The sequence below is a fragment of the Saccharothrix saharensis genome, assembly GCF_006716745.1.
Taxonomy (GTDB): Bacteria; Actinomycetota; Actinomycetes; order Mycobacteriales; family Pseudonocardiaceae; genus Actinosynnema; species Actinosynnema saharense.
The window spans coordinates 7,121,612-7,140,876 of record NZ_VFPP01000001.1 but is presented as its reverse complement, the minus strand read 5'-3'; the positions used below and the strand labels follow the sequence as shown (position 1 = coordinate 7,140,876).

The 19,265-nt window shown below is 73.1% G+C and carries 24 protein-coding genes; 9 read left to right on the top strand and 15 right to left on the bottom strand.

Annotation, left to right across the window (positions count from 1 at the left end; genetic code table 11):
- Position 1: 1 nt before the first annotated feature.
- On the bottom strand, positions 2-1,087 hold the full coding sequence (locus tag FHX81_RS32710; protein ID WP_141982396.1) for a M24 family metallopeptidase: 1,086 nt from the start codon (positions 1,085-1,087) through the stop codon (positions 2-4).
- 136 nt (positions 1,088-1,223) lie between these two features.
- Here FHX81_RS32710 and FHX81_RS32705 point away from each other — a divergent pair, with 136 nt between their 5' ends.
- Complete coding sequence (locus tag FHX81_RS32705; RefSeq protein WP_141982395.1) at positions 1,224-1,631, top strand: B-4DMT family transporter; 408 nt, start codon at positions 1,224-1,226, stop codon at positions 1,629-1,631.
- 251 nt (positions 1,632-1,882) lie between these two features.
- Here FHX81_RS32705 and aroB read toward each other — a convergent pair whose 3' ends face one another.
- The 5 genes from aroB to FHX81_RS32675 all read right to left on the bottom strand — a co-directional run bounded on the left by aroB (position 1,883) and on the right by FHX81_RS32675 (position 6,522).
- Entirely contained in the window at positions 1,883-2,989 is a 1,107-nt protein-coding gene (gene aroB, locus FHX81_RS32695) for a 3-dehydroquinate synthase (RefSeq protein ID WP_141982394.1), read from the bottom strand.
- Positions 2,990-3,008: 19 nt separating this feature from the next.
- Positions 3,009-4,052, bottom strand: a complete 1,044-nt coding sequence (locus FHX81_RS32690; RefSeq protein WP_141982393.1) for a DNA glycosylase AlkZ-like family protein — start codon at positions 4,050-4,052, stop codon at positions 3,009-3,011.
- On the bottom strand, positions 4,053-4,571 hold the full coding sequence (locus tag FHX81_RS32685; protein WP_141982392.1) for a shikimate kinase: 519 nt from the start codon (positions 4,569-4,571) through the stop codon (positions 4,053-4,055).
- Positions 4,568-5,767 (bottom strand): chorismate synthase, encoded by a 1,200-nt coding sequence (aroC, locus tag FHX81_RS32680; protein WP_141982391.1) that lies wholly within the window; start codon positions 5,765-5,767, stop codon positions 4,568-4,570. The genes FHX81_RS32685 and aroC overlap by 4 nt, the downstream gene beginning before the upstream one ends.
- An 80-nt stretch (positions 5,768-5,847) precedes the next feature.
- Positions 5,848-6,522 (bottom strand): hypothetical protein, encoded by a 675-nt coding sequence (locus FHX81_RS32675; protein ID WP_141982390.1) that lies wholly within the window; start codon positions 6,520-6,522, stop codon positions 5,848-5,850.
- A gap of 103 nt (positions 6,523-6,625) precedes the next feature.
- Between FHX81_RS32675 and FHX81_RS32670 the strand changes: the two genes are divergently transcribed.
- From FHX81_RS32670 to FHX81_RS32655, 4 genes are read left to right on the top strand one after another with little or no spacing between them, the layout of a single operon-like run.
- Complete coding sequence (locus FHX81_RS32670; RefSeq protein ID WP_141982389.1) at positions 6,626-7,069, top strand: YbaB/EbfC family nucleoid-associated protein; 444 nt, start codon at positions 6,626-6,628, stop codon at positions 7,067-7,069.
- Complete coding sequence (locus FHX81_RS32665; RefSeq protein ID WP_141982388.1) at positions 7,066-7,371, top strand: hypothetical protein; 306 nt, start codon at positions 7,066-7,068, stop codon at positions 7,369-7,371. Before FHX81_RS32670 ends, FHX81_RS32665 begins: the two co-directional genes overlap by 4 nt.
- Complete coding sequence (locus FHX81_RS32660) at positions 7,368-8,690, top strand: WXG100 family type VII secretion target (RefSeq protein WP_141982387.1); 1,323 nt, start codon at positions 7,368-7,370, stop codon at positions 8,688-8,690. Before FHX81_RS32665 ends, FHX81_RS32660 begins: the two co-directional genes overlap by 4 nt.
- Positions 8,674-9,147, top strand: coding sequence for a DUF6346 domain-containing protein (locus FHX81_RS32655; RefSeq protein WP_141982386.1), 474 nt, complete (start codon positions 8,674-8,676; stop codon positions 9,145-9,147). Before FHX81_RS32660 ends, FHX81_RS32655 begins: the two co-directional genes overlap by 17 nt.
- On the opposite strand, the gene FHX81_RS32650 is transcribed toward FHX81_RS32655, so the two are convergent.
- From FHX81_RS32650 to FHX81_RS32640, 3 genes are all read right to left on the bottom strand, one after another.
- Positions 9,136-9,693, bottom strand: a complete 558-nt coding sequence (locus FHX81_RS32650) for a prepilin peptidase (RefSeq protein WP_141982385.1) — start codon at positions 9,691-9,693, stop codon at positions 9,136-9,138. The two genes, FHX81_RS32655 and FHX81_RS32650, sit on opposite strands and share 12 nt — an antisense overlap.
- An 85-nt stretch (positions 9,694-9,778) precedes the next feature.
- Positions 9,779-10,231, bottom strand: a complete 453-nt coding sequence (locus FHX81_RS32645; RefSeq protein ID WP_141982384.1) for a PTS sugar transporter subunit IIA — start codon at positions 10,229-10,231, stop codon at positions 9,779-9,781.
- The gene (locus FHX81_RS32640; RefSeq protein ID WP_033427848.1) at positions 10,228-10,464 is read right to left on the bottom strand and encodes a PTS sugar transporter subunit IIB; all 237 of its coding nucleotides are present in this window, start codon (positions 10,462-10,464) and stop codon (positions 10,228-10,230) included. Before FHX81_RS32640 ends, FHX81_RS32645 begins: the two co-directional genes overlap by 4 nt.
- 165 nt (positions 10,465-10,629) lie before the next feature.
- Between FHX81_RS32640 and FHX81_RS32635 the strand changes: the two genes are divergently transcribed.
- The 4 genes from FHX81_RS32635 (at position 10,630) to FHX81_RS42685 (ending at position 13,252) form a co-directional block, all read left to right on the top strand.
- A complete protein-coding gene (locus FHX81_RS32635; protein ID WP_141982383.1) occupies positions 10,630-11,400 on the top strand; it encodes a GntR family transcriptional regulator in 771 nt (256 codons plus the stop codon).
- A complete protein-coding gene (locus FHX81_RS32630; protein ID WP_141982382.1) occupies positions 11,397-12,701 on the top strand; it encodes a PTS transporter subunit EIIC in 1,305 nt (434 codons plus the stop codon). Before FHX81_RS32635 ends, FHX81_RS32630 begins: the two co-directional genes overlap by 4 nt.
- A gap of 31 nt (positions 12,702-12,732) precedes the next feature.
- Positions 12,733-13,002: an HPr family phosphocarrier protein gene (locus FHX81_RS32625; RefSeq protein ID WP_123746552.1), complete on the top strand. Its 270-nt coding sequence runs from the start codon at positions 12,733-12,735 to the stop codon at positions 13,000-13,002.
- A gap of 127 nt (positions 13,003-13,129) precedes the next feature.
- Positions 13,130-13,252, top strand: a complete 123-nt coding sequence (locus FHX81_RS42685) for a hypothetical protein (protein ID WP_281291759.1) — start codon at positions 13,130-13,132, stop codon at positions 13,250-13,252.
- Positions 13,253-13,255: 3 nt separating this feature from the next.
- Here the strand turns inward: FHX81_RS42685 and FHX81_RS32620 are convergent, their stop codons facing one another.
- The 6 genes from FHX81_RS32620 to FHX81_RS32595 all read right to left on the bottom strand — a co-directional run bounded on the left by FHX81_RS32620 (position 13,256) and on the right by FHX81_RS32595 (position 19,227).
- Entirely contained in the window at positions 13,256-14,098 is an 843-nt protein-coding gene (locus FHX81_RS32620; RefSeq protein WP_141984258.1) for a shikimate dehydrogenase, read from the bottom strand.
- Positions 14,098-15,315, bottom strand: a complete 1,218-nt coding sequence (gene mltG, locus FHX81_RS32615) for an endolytic transglycosylase MltG (protein ID WP_141982381.1) — start codon at positions 15,313-15,315, stop codon at positions 14,098-14,100. Before mltG ends, FHX81_RS32620 begins: the two co-directional genes overlap by 1 nt.
- Complete coding sequence (gene ruvX, locus FHX81_RS32610) at positions 15,312-15,824, bottom strand: Holliday junction resolvase RuvX (protein WP_141982380.1); 513 nt, start codon at positions 15,822-15,824, stop codon at positions 15,312-15,314. The genes mltG and ruvX overlap by 4 nt, the downstream gene beginning before the upstream one ends.
- On the bottom strand, positions 15,811-18,483 hold the full coding sequence (alaS, locus tag FHX81_RS32605) for an alanine--tRNA ligase (RefSeq protein ID WP_141982379.1): 2,673 nt from the start codon (positions 18,481-18,483) through the stop codon (positions 15,811-15,813). Before alaS ends, ruvX begins: the two co-directional genes overlap by 14 nt.
- An 82-nt stretch (positions 18,484-18,565) precedes the next feature.
- Positions 18,566-18,835, bottom strand: coding sequence for a hypothetical protein (locus FHX81_RS32600; RefSeq protein WP_141982378.1), 270 nt, complete (start codon positions 18,833-18,835; stop codon positions 18,566-18,568).
- The gene (locus FHX81_RS32595; protein WP_141982377.1) at positions 18,832-19,227 is read right to left on the bottom strand and encodes a DUF948 domain-containing protein; all 396 of its coding nucleotides are present in this window, start codon (positions 19,225-19,227) and stop codon (positions 18,832-18,834) included. The genes FHX81_RS32600 and FHX81_RS32595 overlap by 4 nt, the downstream gene beginning before the upstream one ends.
- Positions 19,228-19,265: the final 38 nt, after the last annotated feature.

Sequence of the window (19,265 nt, the reverse complement as noted above, 5' to 3'; positions counted from 1 at the left end):
TTCAGATGACCACGAGCTCCTTCGTGGTCAGGGTGAGGAGCTCCGGGGCGCCTTCGCGCACCACGAGCGTGTCCTCGATGCGGACACCACCCTTCCCGGCCAGGTACACACCGGGCTCGACGGTGACCGCCATACCGGGCAGAAGTGTACCGTCACCCGCCTTCGACAGCGCTGGAGCCTCGTGGATCTGCAGGCCGACGCCGTGCCCGAGGCCGTGCAGGAACTCGTCGCCGCGCCCGGCCTCCTCGATCACGCCGCGCGCCGCGGCGTCCACGTCCGCGAACGGCGTGCCGACCGCCAGCGCGGCCCGGCCGGCCGCCTGCGCGGCCGCGACCAGTTCGTACAGCTCCCGCTGCCAGTCCGCGGCCCGGCCGACGACCAGGGTCCGGGTCATGTCGGAGTGGTAGCCGTCGACCAGCGCGCCGAAGTCCAGCTTGACGAAGTCGCCGTCGCGCACGACCGCGTCGGTGGGCCGGTGGTGCGGCACGGCCGAGTGCGCGCCGGCCGCCACGATCGACTCGAACGACGGCCCGGCGGCGCCGTGGTCCAGCATGCGGCTCTCCAGCTCGCGGGCGATCTCCCGCTCGGTGCGGCCCGGCCGCAGGCCGCCGTGCTCGACGAGGTCGGCCAGCGCCCGGTCGGCCGCCGCGCACGCCATGCGCAGCGCCTCCACCTCGGCGTCGTCCTTGACCAGCCGCAGCCGTTCGACCAGGTCGGCCGCGCGCACCAGCTCCGCGGCGCCGGCGGCGTCGGCCAGCGCGTCCAGCCCGTCCACGGTCACGTGGCCGCTCTCGAACCCCACCCGGCCCGCGCCCGCCTTCACCGCCCGCTCGACCAGCGCCACGTCGCACGGCCGGTCGATGACCCGCTCCAGGTCGGGCACCTGCGCGGCGGCCTGGGTGAGGTAGCGGCCGTCGGTGCAGAAGACGGCGGCCTCGTCGGAGTCGGCGGACACCAGCAGCGCCGCGTTCGACCCGGTGAACCCGGTCAGGTAGCGGACGTTGAGCAGGTTCGTCACCAGCAGGGCGTCCAGCTCCCGGTCCCGGAGCGTGGCGCGCAGGGCGGCGCGGCGAGTGGAGTGCGGCATGTCCAGCAGCCTAAGGCCCGGTGGGCGGGCTCACCGTGACACTCGATCGGGTGAACCGTGCCGGATCGTGCGACCGGACGCGTGACGGACCGTGCGGGGCTGGGCCGGGCGGTCGGCCGCGCTTAGGGTGGAGCGCATGCGCGCGTGGCTGGTCCGGGGGTTCTGGCTGGGGTTGTTCCACGGCGGGGTGCAGACCGGCACCTCGGCGGTGAGCGTGCACAGCCCCGAGGCGGCCTCGTCGATCCGGTACATCGCGCTCGGGCTGGTCGTCGTCATCGGCGTGCTGTGGGGTGCGCTGGACGCGTGGCGCGGCCTCGAAGGCCGCGGCATGGTCTGGTTCGCCGCCGCGCTGGTGGCCGGTCCGCTGGCCGGGATCGTCGGCGTGGTCGGCCGGTCGCTGGTGGACCAGACCGGGCTGGAGGCGCTCGGCCCGGCGCTGACGGGCGGCGCGGCGTTCACGGCGCTGCTGGTCATGGCCGCGGCGGCGGTCGGGATGGGCGTGGGCAACGCCCTGCCCCAGCCCGAGCAGGCCGGCACGAGCTAGCCCGCCACCGGCTCCGCCTCGAAGCCGTCGGCGTTCTCCGGGTGGGCGGCGTGGTGCTCCGGACCGCCCGCGTGCGGGTACCGGTCGGCGGACAACGGCGCCGGGCGACCACGCACGTCGGGCCGAGCCGCTGACGTGGACCCGCCGACCGGCGCGGGGCCGACGAGGCCCGACGTGACAGGGCTTCGGCCTGCCCGGGGTGCCCGCGAGGGCCCCGTGTCACATCGAGCCGGACCGGACCCGGGCCGCCGTCACAGCAGGACGCTGCCGCCCGACTTCGGCTCGTTCGCGACCGCGGAGTACGCCGCCGCGATGAGCGCCGGGTCCGGGCCCTCCAGCCGGCCGGGCTTGGCCAGGCCGTCGAGCACCACGAACCGCAGCACGCCCGAGCGGGTCTTCTTGTCGGTCTTCATGCCCTCCAGGAGCTGGCCGAGCGCGTCCGGGTCGTAGCCGGTCGGCAGGCCGAGCGAGGACAGGATCGCGCGGTGGCGGTCGGCGGTCACGTCGTCCAGCCGGCCCGCGAGGCGGGCCAGTTCGGCGGCGAAGACCAGGCCGACGCTCACCGCCGCGCCGTGCCGCCAGCGGTAGCGCTCGCGGCGCTCGATGGCGTGGGCGAGGGTGTGGCCGTAGTTCAGGATCTCCCGCAGGTCCGACTCGCGCAGGTCGGTCGACACCACGTCGGCCTTGACCTGGATCTTGCGCCGGACCAGCTCCTCGATCACGTCGCCGGACGGGTCCAGCGCGGCCTGCGGGTCGGCCTCGATCAGGTCGAGGATCACCGGGTCGGCGATGAAGCCGCCCTTGACCACCTCGGCCATGCCCGCGACCAGCTCGTTGCGCGGCAGCGTCTCCAGCGTGGCCAGGTCGACCAGCACGGCGCTCGGCTCGTAGAACGTGCCGACCAGGTTCTTGCCCGCGTCGGTGTTGATGCCGGTCTTGCCGCCGACCGCGGCGTCCACCATGCCCAGCAGCGTGGTCGGCACGTGGACCAGCTTCACCCCGCGCATCCAGGTGGAGGCCACGAAGCCCGCCAGGTCGGTCACCGCGCCGCCGCCCAGGCCGATCACGGCGTCGGTGCGGCCCAGGCCGATGCGCCCGAACACGTCCCAGCAGTACCCGGCGACCCGCAGGTCCTTGCCGTCCTCGGCGTCGGGCACCTCGACGCGGTGCGCGTCGATCCCGGCGGCCTCCAGCTCGCCGCGCACCGCCTCGGCGGTCTCGGCCAGCGTGGGCGTGTGGACGATCGCCGCCTTGGCCGTGCCCTTCAGGGTCTCGACCAGGTCGCCCAGCAGGCCGCGGCCCACCACCACGTCGTACGGTCGTTCCGCGGCCACGCGGATCCGCACCGGCTCGCCCATCACCACTCCCCTCGTCGGGTCACCATTCGACCACGTCCGCTCCCAGGGCGTTCCCGCCCCACACCCCGGCCAGCACGTCGGCCTGGTCCTTGATCGCGCGCCGCGCCGCGCCCTTGACCTTCGACCAGCCCGTGACCTGGAAGGTCACCGTGCGGCCCCGGAACTCGTGCCGCCACGCGCCCGTGACGCGGCCGTGGAGCACGAGCGCGCCGGGGCCGCCGACGGGCCGCCACACCCGCTTGGCCACGTCCGGGTCGGCGACCAGGTGCCGCGGGCCGAGCAGGTAGGGGTCTCGCGGGAACAGCAGCAGGCCGGCGGGCGGGTCCGGCGCCTCGGCGACGTCCTCGGCAGCCAGGTCGTCGGCGGCGAGCAGCCGCTTGCCGTCCACCCGGACCGGCCGCAGCTCGGGCCACGTGCCCGGCGGGCCCGCGCCGAGCCACTTCTCCGCGTCGGCCTTGGCGAACGGGCCGACCAGCCGCGCGTAGTCGCGCAGCAGGGTCGGCTCGCCGGGCTCCTCGACGTCCGGTTTCGCGGTCGGGCGGCGGAAGACGAGCTTCGGGCCGAGGTGCGCCAGCTCGATGCCCGCGAGGAGGGTGGCGAGGCGGAACACGTTCTCGATGACGTGCCCGGTGCGGCAGGTCGGGCAGTGCGGGGTGACGACGGGCGGCAGCAGCGGGCTGATCGCCGCGGACAGCTCGCCCTTGGTGGCCGTCTCGCCGGGGAACTCGCGGTGCAGGAGGTCGACGACCAGGTCCACGTGCTCCAGGTCGGGCACGGGGTGCGCGCCGCACCACGCGGCCAGGTGCCGCGGGGTGCGCGGCCGGAGCTGCCGGCGCAGCGCGGGCAGGTCGTCGCGGCGGTGCAGGTGCGGCGCGCCGCGCAGGCTCAGCACCCGGACCAGGTCCTCGACGCCGTCGCGGCGGCCGCGCACGCCCAAGGCCGCCGCGCCCGTCTTGGGCGGGCTGTCCACCACGCCCAGCGGCAGCACCGCGTCGGGGTCGTCGCCGTGCAGCCCCTGCGCCGCGGCGCGGTGCGCGAGGACCTGTGCCCCGGTCAGGTCCACTCAGGTCCCTTGCGCCGGTCCCGTCGGGCGGAGCACCTCGTCGACCACCTGCTCCGGGGTGAGGTCGTCGGTGAGCACCTCGATCGTGGCGACTTCCCGGTACAGCGGCAGGCGCGCGTCCAACAGGGACTTGAACGTGGCGCGCGGGTTCACGCCCGCCAGCAGCGGCCGCGCGGTGGACAGGCCGGTGCGCCGCACGCCCTCGGCCGTGCCGACGTTGAGGAAGACCACGGTGTGGTCGGCGAGCCGGGCGCGGGTGGTCGCGGACAGCACCGCGCCGCCGCCCAGCGCGAGCACGCCGTCGTGGCCCTTGAGGCCTTCGGCGACGGCTTCCTCCTCCATCGCGCGGAACGCGGGCTCGCCGTCGTCGGTGAAGATGTCGGAGATCGGCTTGCCCGCGGCGGCCACGATGTCGTCGTCGGTGTCGCGGAAGGCGACGCCGAGGCGTTCGGCGAGCAGCAACCCGACCGTCGTCTTGCCGGCCCCGGGCGGCCCGAGGACGACGAACTTCGGCGTCACAGGCCCTCCCAGCGGGCTTCCAGCGCCTCCAGGTAGGCGGCGACGTTGCGCTTGGTCTCGGCGATCGAGTCGCCGCCGAACTTCTCCAGCGCCGTCTCCGCGAGCACCAGCGCCACCACGGACTCCAGCACCACGCCCGCGCGCGGGACCGCGCACACGTCCGAGCGCTGGTGGATCGCGACCGCGGGCCCTCCCGTTCGGACGTCCACAGTGGACAGTGCGCGGGGCACGGTCGAGATCGGCTTCATGGCGACGCGGACGCGCAGCGGCTCGCCGTTGGTGATGCCGCCCTCCAGGCCACCCGCCCGGTTGGAGCGCCGCGTGACGCCCTTCACGCCCGTGCCGCGGTCGATCTCGTCGTGCGCCTGGCTGCCCCACCGCTCGGCAGTGGTGAAGCCGTCGCCGATCTCCACGCCCTTCATCGCCTGCACGCCCATCAGCGCGCCGGCCAGCCGCGCGTCGAGGCGGCGGTCCCAGTGGACGTGCGAGCCGACACCCGGCGGCAGGCCGTAGGCGATGACCTCGATCACGCCGCCGACCGTGTCACCGGCCTCCTTCACCGCCTCGACCTCGGCGACCATCGCCTCCGTGCCGCGCGGGTCGAAGGCGCGGACCGGGCTGGCGTCGACGGCGGCCAGGTCGTCCGGGCCGGGCACGGGCGCGTCGGCGGGCGTCCTGGCCTTGCCGATGGAGACGACGTGGCTGACCACGTCGACGTCGAAGACCTGCTTGAGGAAGTGGCGCGCGACCGTGCCGAGGGCGGTGCGGGCGGCGGTCTCGCGGGCGCTGGCGCGTTCCAGCACCGGGCGCGCCTCGTCGAAGCCGAACTTCTGCATGCCGGGCAGGTCGGCGTGACCGGGGCGGGGCCTGGTCAGCGCCTCGTTGCGACCGGTCGGCTTGAGCTCGGACGGGTCGACCGGGTCGGCGGACATCACCTTCTGCCACTTGGGCCACTCGGTGTTGCCGATCCGGACCGCGATCGGGCCGCCCTGGGTGAGCCCGTGGCGGACACCGCCGAGGATCTCGACCTCGTCGGCCTCGAACCCCATGCGCGGGCTGCGGCCGAAGCCGAGCCGGCGGCGCTCGAGTTGAGCGGTCAGGTCGGCAGTGGTGACCTCGACCCCGGCGACCATGCCTTCCAGCACGGCGACGAGGGCCGGTCCATGGGACTCCCCAGCGGTGATCCAGCGCAGCACGACAGCGATCCTTCCACAATGCGGATGAGGGCCGGACGTCCAGGTCAGCGCGCTTCGGACGTGTCCCGCCAGATGGACGCTCAGCCGGTCCCGACCGTGCCGCGCAACGCCGTGACGAGGGCGTCCGAGGTGATTTCCCAGGACAGCCCCGCCGAATCGCCCAGGTTCAGCCGCAGCGGCTCCCCGAGCCGGTCGAACACCACCGCGAGCTCCACCCCCGTGAACAGGTGCCAGCGCGGCGGCCAGTCACCCGGCAGCGCCTTCGGTGAAGCGAACGCGTCGACCACCGCGCCACGCGTCACGAGGTGGCCGCGGGACGGCCGGGCGGGATCCGCCGGCAGCACGAGCTCCGCCGCCAACACGGCCGCCAGCAGGTCGTTCCGGCCCAGCTCTCCCTGGTGGACGAGCCGCAGCACGGCTTCCAACTCGTTGGCCGGTTCGACGTCCGCCGCCGACCGGTCCGCAGCCGACCGGTCCGCCGCCCGCGCGGTGGCTCCGGGTGCGGCGGCGGGCGGCGCGGGCACCCGGGGCGGGGCGCCGGCCGCGACTGGCGGGCGTGTGGCCGGGTGAGCCGGTGGTGGTGGGGCAGGGCGGTAGCGGGGGTTGGGGACGTACTGGTCGGTGATCTCGCCGCGGTGGTCCACCAGGTAGCGCCCGATCACCGCCTCGGCGGGAGGGACGGCGGTGGAGACCCGGTGGTCCGGGTCGACCACGTGCAGCCAGGCGTTCGGGGTGGTGCGCGCCCTCGCCCTCATCCCGGGCGTGATGGGTGGTCGGTTCATTTCCGCCTTTCGCCGTGCGCGGTCGTGGGTTCGTGCCACGATGGCCGCGTTTCTCGACCGACCCACGTAGGGAACCATGACCGACCCGCACCAGTACGTCGAACGCTTCGAACAGCAGCTCCAGGAGGCGCAGCGCAAGGCCGACGCGATCCAGGGCGCCTTCCGCGAGTCCCGCGCCGAGGCGCGCAGCCCCGACGGGGCGGTCGTGGTGTCCGTCGCCTCGGGCGGCCGGATCGAGTCCCTCCAGCTCACCCCGAAGGCGATGGACCTCGGCCACACCACGCTCGGCCGCACGATCCTGGACACGATCCGGCGCGCCCAGGTCGACGCCGCGCGCAAGATCGAGGAGTCGGTGCGCCCGCTGCTCGGTGACGGCGAGAGCATGCGCTACCTGCGTGAACAGGTCGAACAGGGCATCGCGGTGATCGACCCGGGCGCGCCCCCGGTCGAGCCGCCGACGGCGAAGCGCCCGGCGAGCCGCGACGACGACGACTTCGAAGGCGGCACGTTCCTGCGATGAGCGGTTTCGAAACCAGGGCCGACGCGGTCGAGGCGCACGGCAAGCTGCTGTCCGACCAGCTCGCGGCCGACCTCCAGGAGGCCGTCTCCGCCTCCCACACCAAGCTCGGCGCCGACGTGATGGGGCTGATCTGCCAGGTGTACACGTTCGTGTTCGACGACGAGTTGCAGCAGGCGCAGGACCTCGTCGCCAAGCTGCCGGGTGCGGTGGAGACCACCGGCGTCGCGCTCAAGGCGACCGCCGCCACCTACCGCGACGTCGACGGCGGCAACGCCACCGGGTTCGAGGGGATCCACGCGTGACCAACGAGCTGATCGCCAAGCCCCAGAAGGACACCAAGGTCCTGACCGGCGCCGGTCCGTTCGACACGGCCGAGGACCTCGTCCGCGACATCGCGCTGCCGTTCCAGGAGGGCAAGTCGATCGACCCGGTCGCGCTGGGCATCGACTCGGCCGCGATGGCGATGGACATCGCGGGGGCGGTCGCCGACCCGCTGGGCACGCTCGCGTCCTCGGTGGTCGGCTGGATCATCGAGAACGTCGAGTTCGTGCGCAAGCCGTTCGACGACCTCGCGGGCGACCCGGCCGCCATCGAGGCCGCCGCGAACACGTGGACCAACATCGGCACGCGGCTCAAGGAGGTCCAGGAGGCGCAGCAGGCCGACCTGACCAAGCTCGCCGGGTGGACCGGGCCCGCCGCCGACGCCTACAAGCAGCGGGCGGGCGACCTGATCACCGGCCTGGCGAACTCGGCCGAGGCCGCCGAGTCGGCCGCGAACAAGATCAAGGTCGCGGCGGCGCTGGTCGCAGCGACCCGGACGCTGATCCGCGACCTGCTCGCCGACCTGGCGGGCACCCTGATCGCGTGGGGCATCCCGGCGGCGGCCGCCGCGGTGCCTTCCGCGGGCGCGTCGATCGCGGCGTTCATCACCCGCGCGATCACCAAGGCCGTGCAGATCGGCGGCAAGGTCGCCCAGTTCCTGAAGAAGCTGTTCGGCGCGCTGGACAAGCTCTCCGCGCTGGCCAAGCGCGCGGGCGCGGCGATGCGCAAGCAGTCCGACGACCTGGCGGCGCTGGCGCGGCAGGCGCCCAACACCCCGCACGGCAACCAGACCGCCGCCGACCTGCTGCACCGGTCGACCACGCGGACGTCCCGGGCGGACGGCCTCGACTCGGCGGGCGACCGCCTCGCCGACACGGCCACGCGCGGGCGGGACTCGCTCGACAACGCCACCCGCCGGGCCGACGACTGGGCCGCGAACACCAACCAGCGCGTCGGCGACTGGGCCGACCGCGTCAAGCAGGGCGGGTCGGCGCGCAAGCAGAAGGTCGAGGACCTGTACGCCCGGCTCGGCCAACCGCCGCTGAGCACGCGCAGCGCCGACATGCCCGATCCCGGCAACGGCGTGCAGCGGGCCGGCGACCGGGTGGACAGCCGCACCGGCGGCGGCATCCTGGACGGCCAGAACTGGGTCCGGGCCGTCGCCAGCCGTGACATCGGCCACCTCATGCCCACGCCCGGCGACCTCGTCGCCCCCGTCAAGGAAGGCGCGAAGGAGCTGAACAAGCAGTTCCTCGCCGACGACGACCAGAAGTGGAACGAGCATGACCGCCCGCGGTAAGCGCTCCCGCCGCCTGCGGGCCCTCGGCTTGTTCCTGGTCGGCGCCTACTGCGCCTTCTTCAGCTTCGTCGTGTTCAGCGTCGGCCGGGAGAGCGAGCCGTACTCGGGCGACGGGAGCCGGGAGGTCGACGGACGCGCCCAGGGCGTCACGTGCTCGCGCAACTGGCTCGTCCTCGGCGCCACCTGGTCGTGTGAAGCGACCGTGGTCACGCCCGACGGCGGCCGCCACCGGTTCGCCAGCTTCGCGAACAGCCTGTCGCCCGCGGACGAGGGCGCCGAGATGACCGCCGACCGGACCCGCAGCGGCAAGAAGGCCACCACCTTCCACCGCACGAACGGGCCCACGGTGAACACGCTCGGCATGGTGGTCGGCGGGTTCGGCGGCGTCGGTCTGGCGATCATCGGTCCGATCGTCGTGCTGGCCCGCAAGCGCGAGGACGCACCCTCACCCGGCTGACACCGCGACCACCCACGTCACCGCCAGCAGACCCGGCCCGTGCGGCAAGCCACCGTCACGCCACCACAGGCCCAGCACGAGCGTCACCGCGCTCGCCAGCACGGCGGCGAGAGGAAGGGCCATCCAGGAGACCGAGGCCAGCACCGCGCCCAGCGGACCCGCCAGCTTCACGTCTCCCCCGCCCATCGCCGACGGCGCCACCACCCGGACCAGCAGGTGGAAGCCGGCGAACACCGCACCACCGGCCAGCGCGCGCCCGAGGTCGGCGTCGCACAACCACAACGTGACGCCGACCGCCGGGTACGCGGGCAGCGTCACCGCGTCCGGCAGGCGGCGGTGGCGCAGGTCGGTCGCGGTCAGCAGCACGCCGAGCCACGCCACGAGCAGCGGCACGGGCAGCCAGGACGGTGGTGCCAGCGCCCAGGCGACGAACCACAACACCGCCGTCGGCGCGGCGCACCACAGCCAGTGCACGTCCGCACCGCGGGGCAGGCGGCGCAACAACCCGGCGCCCGCGGCGCCGGCCAGGAATCCCGAGATGACCATGGGACCAGCGTCGTCCCGGGATCGCCGGGGGCGCAACGAGAAGCGCGGGTGAATGGTCCATTCACCCGCGCTCGTCCGCCGGAGCTCAGCGCTGCCAGGAGAACAACGCGTCACCCGCCGCGACCGGACCACCGGCCTGGTCGAGCACCGCCTCGGGCGTCGCGTCCAACGCGATCACCGGGCAGATCGGCGCGAACCCCGCCGCCTCCACCTCGGCCGGGTCCCACGTCACCACGGGCTGCCCCGCGCGCACCGCCTCGCCCTTGACCACGTGCAGCGTGAAGCCCTCGCCCTTGCGCTTCACCGTGTCGATCCCGAGGTGCACCAACACCGCCGCGCCCTCCGGAGTGGCCACGACGAACGCGTGCGGGTGCAGCGTCACCACGGTCCCGTCCACCGGCGACACGACCTCCGCGCGCCCCCGGTCGGGCTCGACCGCGACCCCCGGACCGACCATGGCCTGCGCGAACACCGGGTCCGGCACCTCGGCCAGCGGCACCACGCGACCGCCGACCGGGCTGATCACGCGCAGCGTCACAGGAGGTCCTCGATGTCGCTGGCGATCGTGTCGGCCTCCGGTCCCACGACCACCTGCACGACGTTGCCCGCCCGCATCACGCCGTGCGCCCCCAGGCCCTTCAGAGCCTTCTCGTCCACCAGGGAACCGTCTTCCAGCTCACAGCGCAGGCGCGTGATGCAGGGCTCGATCTCCACGATGTTGTCCGCACCGCCGAGCGCGGCGAGGATCCGCTCCGCCTTGTCGTCCGCCACTTGAAGTCCTCTCTCGACACCTGGCCTGAGGGTGCCACCGCTCGGGCACGGTCCCGTAACGGCGGTTGACACCCGGTCGGCGCGCGGAGCATCCTCCCCGCACCAACTGGTCTAGACCGGAAAGTACCAATCCCGGTGTGGACACGCGAGCACCGGGGAGGTGTCATGAGCCGCAACGAGATCGTCGACGGGCCGAAGCCCAAGCACGCCCAGCTCCGCGACATCCTGCGGCGCATGGCCGAGCAGGAGCTCCCGCCCGGCTCGCCGATCCCGTCCGAGCGCGACCTCGCCCAGCAGTACGGTGTGTCCCGCATCACAGTACGCGCCGCCGTCGGCCAGCTCGTCGCCGAGGGCCTGCTCACCAGGGCGAAGGGCCGGGGCACGTTCACCGCCCGGCGGCGCATGGACGTGCAGCTGTACCTGGAGTCGTTCACCGACGACATGCGCCGTCGCGGCATGACCCCCGCGACCGAGGTGGTGGCGTGCCGCGAGGAGACGCCGTCGCCCGAAGCCGCCGCCGCGCTCGGCCTGCTGCCGCCCGAACCGGCGTGCCGCCTGGTCCGCGTCCGGCTGGCGGACGGCGTGCCGCTGGCCGTCGAACGCGGCTGGTACAACCCGCGGGTCGTGCCCGACCTCGACCGGCACGACCTCACGGCCTCGCTCTACACCCTCATCGCCGACACCTACGGGGTCCAGCTCGACCACGCGGCCCAGACCGTGTGGGCCGAAGGCGCCGACCCCGACACCGCGAAGCTGCTGGGCATCCGCACCGGCAGCCCGCTGCTCGTCTTCCGCCGGGTCTCCAGCTCACGAAGCAGGCCCGTCGAGGACATGACGTCCTGGTACCGGGGCGATCTCTACCAGGTGACCATGCAACTGGACCGGACCGTCCCGGAATCCGGCCCGCACCACTCCGCCAAGGGAGGTACCCCATGAGCGCCAGCGCCCCACAGGCGACCGGCGGTCGTGAGATCAAGGGCCTGGCCGGGCTCCAGCGCTTCGGTCGCAGCCTCATGCTGCCGATCGCCGCGCTGCCCGTAGCCGCGCTCCTGCTGCGACTCGGCCAGGACGACATCCTCGGCAAGGACGGGCTGGGTTGGAACGCCGTGGCCGGCGTCATCGGCGGGGCGGGCAACGCCCTGTTCGCCAACCTGCCGCTGCTGTTCGCCGTCGGTGTCGCGATCGGCTTCGCCAGGCGCGGCGACGGTTCCACCGCGCTGGCCGCCGTGGTCGGCTTCGTGGTGACCGAGGCGGTGTTCAAGGCGATGTCGCCGCTCGTCCTGCCGCTGCCGGAGGACGCGGCGGCGGACGCCAAGCAGGAGCTGATCAACTACTCGGTGCTGACCGGCATCGTGGTCGGCTTGATCACCGCGGTGCTGTGGCAGAGGTACCACCGCATCAAGCTGCCCGCCTACCTGGCCTTCTTCGGCGGCCGGCGGTTCGTGCCGATCCTGGTCGCGGGCGTGATGATCCCGGTCGCGGTCGTCATGGGCCTGATCTACCCGTGGTTCGACGCCGGCCTGACGTCGGTGGGCGAGGCGATCTCCGGCAGCACGATCATCGGCGCGGGCATCTACGGCACCATCAACCGCCTGCTGCTCCCGCTGGGCCTGCACCACATCCCGAACACGTTCATGTGGCAGGTGTTCGGCGAGTACGAGGGCAAGACCGGTGACATCCAGCGGTTCTTCGCGGGCGACCCGTCCGCGGGCACGTTCATGACCGGCTTCTTCCCGATCTTCATGTTCGCGCTCCCGGCGGCGGCGCTGGCCATCGTGCACACCGCGCGGCCGGCGCAGAAGAAGGTCATCGCGGGCATCATGGGCTCGGCGGCGCTGACCGCGTTCATCACGGGTGTGACCGAACCGCTGGAGTTCGCGTTCATGTTCGTGGCGTGGCCGCTGTACGTGATCCACGCGGTGCTCACCGGCACGTCGCTGGCCATCAGCAACGCGTTGGACATCCACAGCGGGTTCGGGTTCTCCGCGGGCGCCATCGACTACGCCCTCAACTTCAACATCTCGACCAAGCCGCTGCTCATCCTGGTGCTGGGCGTGATCTACGCGGCCATCTACTACTTCCTGTTCCGCTTCGTCATCACCAAGTGGAACCTGAGGACGCCGGGCCGCAACGAGGACGAGGACCCGGAAGCCGACCCGAGCGTCGTCGACGGCGAGCAGACCGCCAAGACCGCCAAGGGTGGCAGGGAAGGCCGGTCGGACGCCACCGCGTCCTGACCCGGCGAGCACAGGAACGAGAGGACGGGTCATGCCTGAGCGACGGGTCACCGTGGCGAGCAAGGTCGGACTGCACGCGCGGCCTGCCGCACTGCTGGCGAAGGCGGCGGCCGGGCAGCCGGTGAAGGTCACCATCCGCAAGGACGACGGCCAACCGGTCGAGGCGGCGAGCGTGCTGGGTCTGATGACGCTCGGCGCGATGCACGGCGACGAGGTCGTGCTGGCCGCGGACGGCGACGGCGCGGACGCCGCGCTGGAGGCGATCGCGGAGATCATCGCCACCGACCTCGACGAGGGCTGATCCCCTCAGCACGCACCGCTGGGCCCTGCTCGCGCGTTCGCGGGCAGGGCCCGGCGGCGTTCCGAGCGTTGAATCCAGGGGTCCTGAACGTAGGACACTCAGGGCGTGAGCGTTCGACACTCGGGACGTGAGCGTTCGACACTCGGGGCGCGAGGGCAGGCCGCGGGCTGTGGCTCGACACCACCCGGCAGGCCCCGAGGAGACCGTGCGCGAGGTCCTCGGCCGCATCGAGGAAGCCCGCGTCGACTGACGGCTAGATCGGCAGCGGGAGGATGTTGTCGGTGGCGGTGCGGAGAGCGGCGCGCATCGCCTCGCGCGGGGCGGGGAGGCCGGTGAACTGCTCGGACTGGCCGAACGCCTGGTGCAGGAGCATGTCCAGGCCGGTGGCCAGGGTGCGACCGCGGGCGGTCACCGCCTCCGCCAGCGGCGTCGGCCACGGGTGGTAGATGACGTCCAGCACGCACGGTGCCCCGGCCAGCGCGGTGGCGATCGGCCCGGTCGCGTCCGGCGGCACGGTGCTGATCAGCACGTCCGACGACGAGGCCAGCGCGGCGAAGTCCGCGGTGTCCCAGGTGACCACGTCGAGGGCCAGGCCGAGGCGCGACGCGCACGACTCCGCCTCCGCCGCACGGCTCGCCGAACGGACCACCAGCGAGACCGCGCGCACCCCGACCGACGCGAGCGCCACCAGGGCCGCGGTCGCCGTGCCGCCCGCGCCCAGCAGGACCGCGCGCGTGCCGGACGTGAAGCCGCACGACGCGCGCAGCGCGCCCAGGACGCCGTCCACGTCGGTGTTGTCCGCACGCCACCCGCCGTCGACCGGCACCAGCGTGTTCGCGGCCCCCACCTGCCCGGCCCGCCGCGTCGCGGAGGTCGCCGCGGCCAGCGCGGCACGCTTGTTCGGCATGGTCACCGACAGCCCCGCCCACGCCGCGTCCAGCCCCGCGACCAGCGACGGCACCCCGTCGGCCGCGCACTCGACCCGCGTGTACTCCCAGTCCGACAGGCCCAGTGCCGCGAACGCGGCGTTGTGCAGCACCGGGGACAACGAGTGGGCCACCGGCGAGCCGATGACCGCCGCACGGCGCGCCACGATCAGAAGACGCCTTCCTCTTGTGCCTTCTTCGACACGGCCCGGTGCTCGTCGTAGGTGTTCGTGAAGCACGACGTGCCGTCCTTCTGGCACTTCACGAAGTACATCCACGGCCCGTCCTCGGGCGTGATCGCGGCGGTGATCGCCTCCCGGCCGGGCGAGCCGATCGGCGTCGGCGGCAGACCCTGCACCTGGTAGGTGTTGTACGGCCCGGACTTCTCGCGGTCCTCGTCGCTGGTGGTGATGATCGGCCGGTCCAGCTTGTAGTTGACCGTCGAGTCCAGCTCCAGCTTCTGCGGCGTGGCGAGCCGGCTGTAGATCACCCGCGAGATCTTGCCGAAGTCCTTGGTCAGGCCTTCCTTCTCGATCAGGGACGCGATGACCAGCACCTCGTACGGGCGGAAGCCCGTCTTGCCCGCTCCGCTGGGGATGCCGTAGCCCTGCAACCGGCCCAGCGACGTGGCGATCACGCTGCTGAGCAGCTCGACCGCGTTCGCGCCCGGCTTGAGGTGGTACAGGCCCGGCACGATCAGACCTTCGAGCCGGTTCTCCTTCGGCGCGGCGGCGACGTCCGGAGCGGCCCAGTCGGGGATGCCGAGCGCGGCCGGGTCGGTGTTCTCCGCCGCGTCCCGCAGCTCCTGCGGCGACACGCACTGCTTCGCGCCGCCCAGCTCCACGCACGACGCCTCGGACAGCCGCGACAGCACGCCCGGGGTGACCTTGCCGTCGGGCGCGGTGATGTCGTGCAGCACGTAGCCGCCCTTGACCTCCAGCGGCACGACCTTCGACGCCGGGTCGACCATCCGCGCCACCGCGGCCTCGCCCGACATCTTGGTCTTCATCAGGTAGAACCCGGGCTGGATGGCGGTGACCCGGGCGTCGTTCGCGCCCGCCTCGGTGAACGCCCGCGAGCTCGCCACCACGCCCTGGTCCTTCAGCGTGGTCGCGATGGTGGTGACCAGGTCGCCGTCCTTGACCTCGACCACCACGTCCGCCTCACCCGCGCCGGCGAAGTCGTCGTAGGAGCCGATGCCGCTCAGCGTGCGGTACCCGTAGTACGCGCCGACACCACCGCCGGTCAGCACCAGCGCCACCACGACCCACAGGATCGTGCGCTTGCGCCTGCGCTTGGCCCGGCGGGCCGCGGCGTCACTCCTGCCACGTGCCGCCCGCTCTTCGCGGGTTTCGGGATCGGTGAACAACCCGAGGTCGTCGTTCACGAGCCGTCCTTCGCTCCGGGGGCCCGCTCCGCGGCGGAGCGAGCCACTTGTCGCGCCCGTGCGTCCAGCCAGGACTGCAGGATCTCGACCGCGGCAGCCTGGTCGACCACGGCGCGCTGCTTCTTGCCGCGCACCCCGCGCTCGGCGAGCACCCGGCTCGCCGTGACGGTGGTCAGCCGCTCATCGGTGAGCCGCACCGGAACCGGTGCGACGCGCTCGGCCAACGCCGCAGCGTACGCCGCGGCGGTCTCCGCCGCCGGCCCGTGCTTGCCGGCCAGCGTGCGGGGCAGGCCGACCACGACCTCGACCACGTCGTGCTCGGTGACCAGGCCGGCCAGGTCGCGCAGGTCCTGTCCGGTCTTCACGTCACGCGCCAGGGTAACCAGTGGCGTCGCCAGGAACGCGCCGGGATCGCTCAACGCCACCCCGACGCGCACCGCGCCGACGTCGACGCCCAGCCTCCGGCCGAGGCCGGGGTCGTCGACGCCGGGGCGGTCAGCGCTGCTCAACGGCGCGGTCCACCTCGGCGCGCAGGGCGGCGACGGCGTCGTCGACACCGGCCGGGTTCGTGCCGCCACCCTGGGCGAGGTCCGGCTTGCCGCCGCCACGGCCACCCACGGCCGGGGCGAAGGCCGGCACCAGCTTGCCGGCGGCCAGGCCCAGGTCGCGGGCGGCGGCCGTGGTGGCCACCACGAAGCTGACCTTGTCGCCGTCCGGGGCGAACAGGCCGACCACACCCGGCTTGGCGCCGAGCCGGTTGCGCACCTCGCCCGCGATGGTCCGGACGTCGGCACCCGACGTGCCCTCCGGCAGCCGCAGGGCCACCAAGGACACCCCGCGCACGTCCAGGGCCTGCTCGGCCAGGGACCCGGCGTCGGCGACGAGCTGGGCGGCCTTGACCTTCTCCAGCTCCTTCTCGGCCACCCGCAGCCGCTCGACCAGGGCCTCGACCCGGGCGGGCACCTCGGCGTCGGGCACCTTGAGCAGGGCGGCGACGTTCTGCACCAGGGCCCGCTCCCGGGCCAGGTACTTGAAGGCCTCGATGCCGACGTAGGCCTCCAGGCGGCGCACGCCGGAGCCGACGGACGACTCGCCGATCACCGTGATCGGGCCGATCTGGGACGAGTGCTCGACGTGCGTGCCACCGCACAGCTCGCGCGACCACGGCCCGCCGATCTCGACCACGCGCACGGTCTCGTCGTAGGTCTCGCCGAACAGGGCGACCGCGCCCATCTCCTGGGCGCCGCCCATGTCGGTGTAGACGACCTTCACCGGCAGGTCCTTGCGGACGGCCAGGTTGGAGACCTCTTCGATCTCGCTGCGGGCCTCGTCGGAAAGACCACCCGTCCAGGCGAAGTCCAGCCGCAGGTAGCCCGGCTTGTTGTACGACCCGCTCTGCAGGGCGGACGGGCCGAGCACCTGGCGCAGGGCGGCGTGCACGACGTGCGTGCCGGAGTGGCCCTGGCGGGCGCCGACGCGCCACTCCGGGTCGACCCTGGCCTCGACGTGCTCGCCCTCGGCGACCTCGCCGCTGACCACGCGCACCTGGTGCACCCACAGCTTGCGGGCCACCTTCTGGACGTCCACGACCTCCAGCTCGGCGTTGGCCGTGACGATCGTGCCGGCGTCGCTCTCCTGGCCGCCGGACTCGGCGTACAGCGGCGTGCGGTCGAGCACGACCTCGACGATGTCGCCCTCCTTGGCGGAGCGGACGCGCTTGCCGCCGCTGACGATGCCGCGCAGGGTGGCCTCGCTGGCCAGCTCGGTGTAGCCGGTGAACTCGGTGGCGCCGAGCTCCAGCAGCTCCCGGTACACGCTCTGGTCGCCGTGGCCGGTCTTCTTGCCGGCGGCGTCGGCCTTGGCGCGGGCGCGCTGCTCGGCCATCAGCTTGCGGAACCCGTCCTCGTCCACGGTGAGGCCGGCCTCGGCGGCCATCTCCAGGGTGAGGTCGAACGGGAAGCCGTAGGTGTCGTGCAACTGGAAGGCCTTGTCACCCGGCAGGGTGGCGCGGCCGTCGGCCTTGACCTGCCCGGCGGCCGTCTCGAAGATCCGCGACCCGGCGTCCAGCGTGCGCAGGAAGGTGTCCTCCTCGGCCTTGAGGACCTGCTGGATGCGGGCGAAGCCGGAGACCAGCTCGGGGTAGGACGGGCCCATGGCGTCGCGCACGACCTCGGCGAACCGCACCAGCACCGGCTCGGTCACGCCCAGCAGGCGGGCCGAGCGGACGATGCGGCGCAGCAGCCGGCGCAGCACGTAGCCGCGGGCCTCGTTGCCGGGCGTGACGCCGTCGCCGACCAGCAGCACGCCGCTGCGGGCGTGGTCGGCGATGACGCGGAACCGCACGTCGTCGGTCTCGTCGGCGCCGTACTTGCGGCCGGAGAGCTGCTCGGCCTTGGTGATGACGGTGCGGACCAGGTCGGTCTCGTAGACGTTGTCGACGTCCTGCAGCAGCATGGCGACGCGCTCGACGCCCATGCCGGTGTCGATGTTCTTGTCCGGCAGCTCGCCCAGGATCGGGTAGTCCCTCTTGGCGCCGCCCTCGCCGCGGACGTTCTGCATGAAGACGAGGTTCCAGATCTCCAGGTACCGGTCCTCGTCGACGACCGGGCCGCCCTCCTCGCCGAAGGCCGGGCCGCGGTCGTAGTAGATCTCCGAGCAGGGGCCGCACGGGCCGGGCACGCCCATCGACCAGTAGTTGTCCTCGATGTCGCGGCGCTGGATGCGCTCCGGCGGCAGCCCGGCGACCTTCTGCCACAGGCCGGCGGCCTCGTCGTCGTCCAGGTAGACGGTCACCCAGATGCGCTCGGGGTCCAGGCCGTAGCCGCCGTCGGCGACCGGCTTGGTGACCAGGTCCCAGGCCAGCCGGATGGCGTCTTCCTTGAAGTAGTCGCCGAAGGAGAAGTTGCCGGCCATCTGGAAGAACGTGTTGTGCCGGGTGGTCTTGCCGACCTCGTCGATGTCGGGCGTGCGCACGCACTTCTGGATGCTGGTCATCCGCGGGGCGGGCGGCGGGGCCTCGCCGAGGAAGTACGGCTTGAACGGCACCATGCCGGCGTTGACGAACAGCAGGTTCGGGTCGTCGAGCAGGAGCGAGGCGCTGGGCACGTACTTGTGGCCGGCGTTCTCGAAGTGCTCGCGGAAGCGCTTGATGATCTCGTGGGTCTGCACGGGTCTCGTCCTTCGGGAGTGTGGAAGATCGCGTCGGCGGCGACGACGATCAGGCCTGGGCGCGACGAGGCGAACGAACGGCCTACCTGGCGTCGTTCGCCCTGCGCGCTCGCCGACCCGGCGTGAAGCCCGTCTGACGTTCCACGGTGTCCTGCAACTCCTGTTCGCGCTCCGACATTCCCGCGCGCACCTCGGCACCGAACGAGCCGATGGCGCCGGCGAGCTCGCGCAGGCCCTGGCCGACGTTCTCGCCGATGCCGGCGGGCGTGGCGGCGTGCGCGGCCTGGCCCGCCTTGCGGGTGGCGAACACGCCCGCGGCGATGCCGAGGCCGAACCAGAAGAACCGCCTCATCGCCTGCCCCTGCGTCGAGTGTGCTTGCTGGGAGCTTCCTTGACCGCGCGCCGGGCGCGGATGGCCTTGCTGACGCCGTAGGACAGCGCCGCGGCCTTGACCAGCGGCCCGCCCAGCGTCGCGGTGAACAGCGAGGTGAGCGCGGAGACGTTGCCGGTGACCGCGCGGGCGTTGGCGGTGATCCCGTCCACCCGCTCCAACTGCGCGTTCACGTGCGTGATCGTCGTGTTCGCGCCGGTGAAGAGCGGGTCGCTGTTCTGGTGCGCCTTGCGGATGGCGATGGTGGCCTCGTCCAGCGTCCGGCCCAGCTTGATCAACGGGATCGCCAGCAGGAGCACAAGCAGCACGAACGCGCCGGCGGCGACCAGCGCGGCGATCTGCCCTGGCGACACGGATCCTCCTGGTGGATTGCAAGGCTCAAGGTGGTGGC

What these genes read in the sequence shown, in the direction of transcription:
- FHX81_RS32710 (WP_141982396.1), bottom strand. Translation starts at nt 1,087, where the DNA reads ATGCCGCACTCCACTCGCCGCGCCGCCCTGCGCGCCACGCTCCGGGAC.
- FHX81_RS32705 (WP_141982395.1), top strand. Translation starts at nt 1,224, where the DNA reads ATGCGCGCGTGGCTGGTCCGGGGGTTCTGGCTGGGGTTGTTCCACGGC.
- aroB (WP_141982394.1), bottom strand. Translation starts at nt 2,989, where the DNA reads ATGGGCGAGCCGGTGCGGATCCGCGTGGCCGCGGAACGACCGTACGAC.
- FHX81_RS32675 (WP_141982390.1), bottom strand. Translation starts at nt 6,522, where the DNA reads ATGAGGGCGAGGGCGCGCACCACCCCGAACGCCTGGCTGCACGTGGTC.
- FHX81_RS32670 (WP_141982389.1), top strand. Translation starts at nt 6,626, where the DNA reads ATGACCGACCCGCACCAGTACGTCGAACGCTTCGAACAGCAGCTCCAG.
- FHX81_RS32665 (WP_141982388.1), top strand. Translation starts at nt 7,066, where the DNA reads ATGAGCGGTTTCGAAACCAGGGCCGACGCGGTCGAGGCGCACGGCAAG.
- FHX81_RS32655 (WP_141982386.1), top strand. Translation starts at nt 8,674, where the DNA reads ATGACCGCCCGCGGTAAGCGCTCCCGCCGCCTGCGGGCCCTCGGCTTG.
- FHX81_RS32650 (WP_141982385.1), bottom strand. Translation starts at nt 9,693, where the DNA reads ATGGTCATCTCGGGATTCCTGGCCGGCGCCGCGGGCGCCGGGTTGTTG.
- FHX81_RS32635 (WP_141982383.1), top strand. Translation starts at nt 10,630, where the DNA reads ATGAGCCGCAACGAGATCGTCGACGGGCCGAAGCCCAAGCACGCCCAG.
- FHX81_RS32630 (WP_141982382.1), top strand. Translation starts at nt 11,397, where the DNA reads ATGAGCGCCAGCGCCCCACAGGCGACCGGCGGTCGTGAGATCAAGGGC.
- FHX81_RS32625 (WP_123746552.1), top strand. Translation starts at nt 12,733, where the DNA reads ATGCCTGAGCGACGGGTCACCGTGGCGAGCAAGGTCGGACTGCACGCG.
- FHX81_RS32600 (WP_141982378.1), bottom strand. Translation starts at nt 18,835, where the DNA reads ATGAGGCGGTTCTTCTGGTTCGGCCTCGGCATCGCCGCGGGCGTGTTC.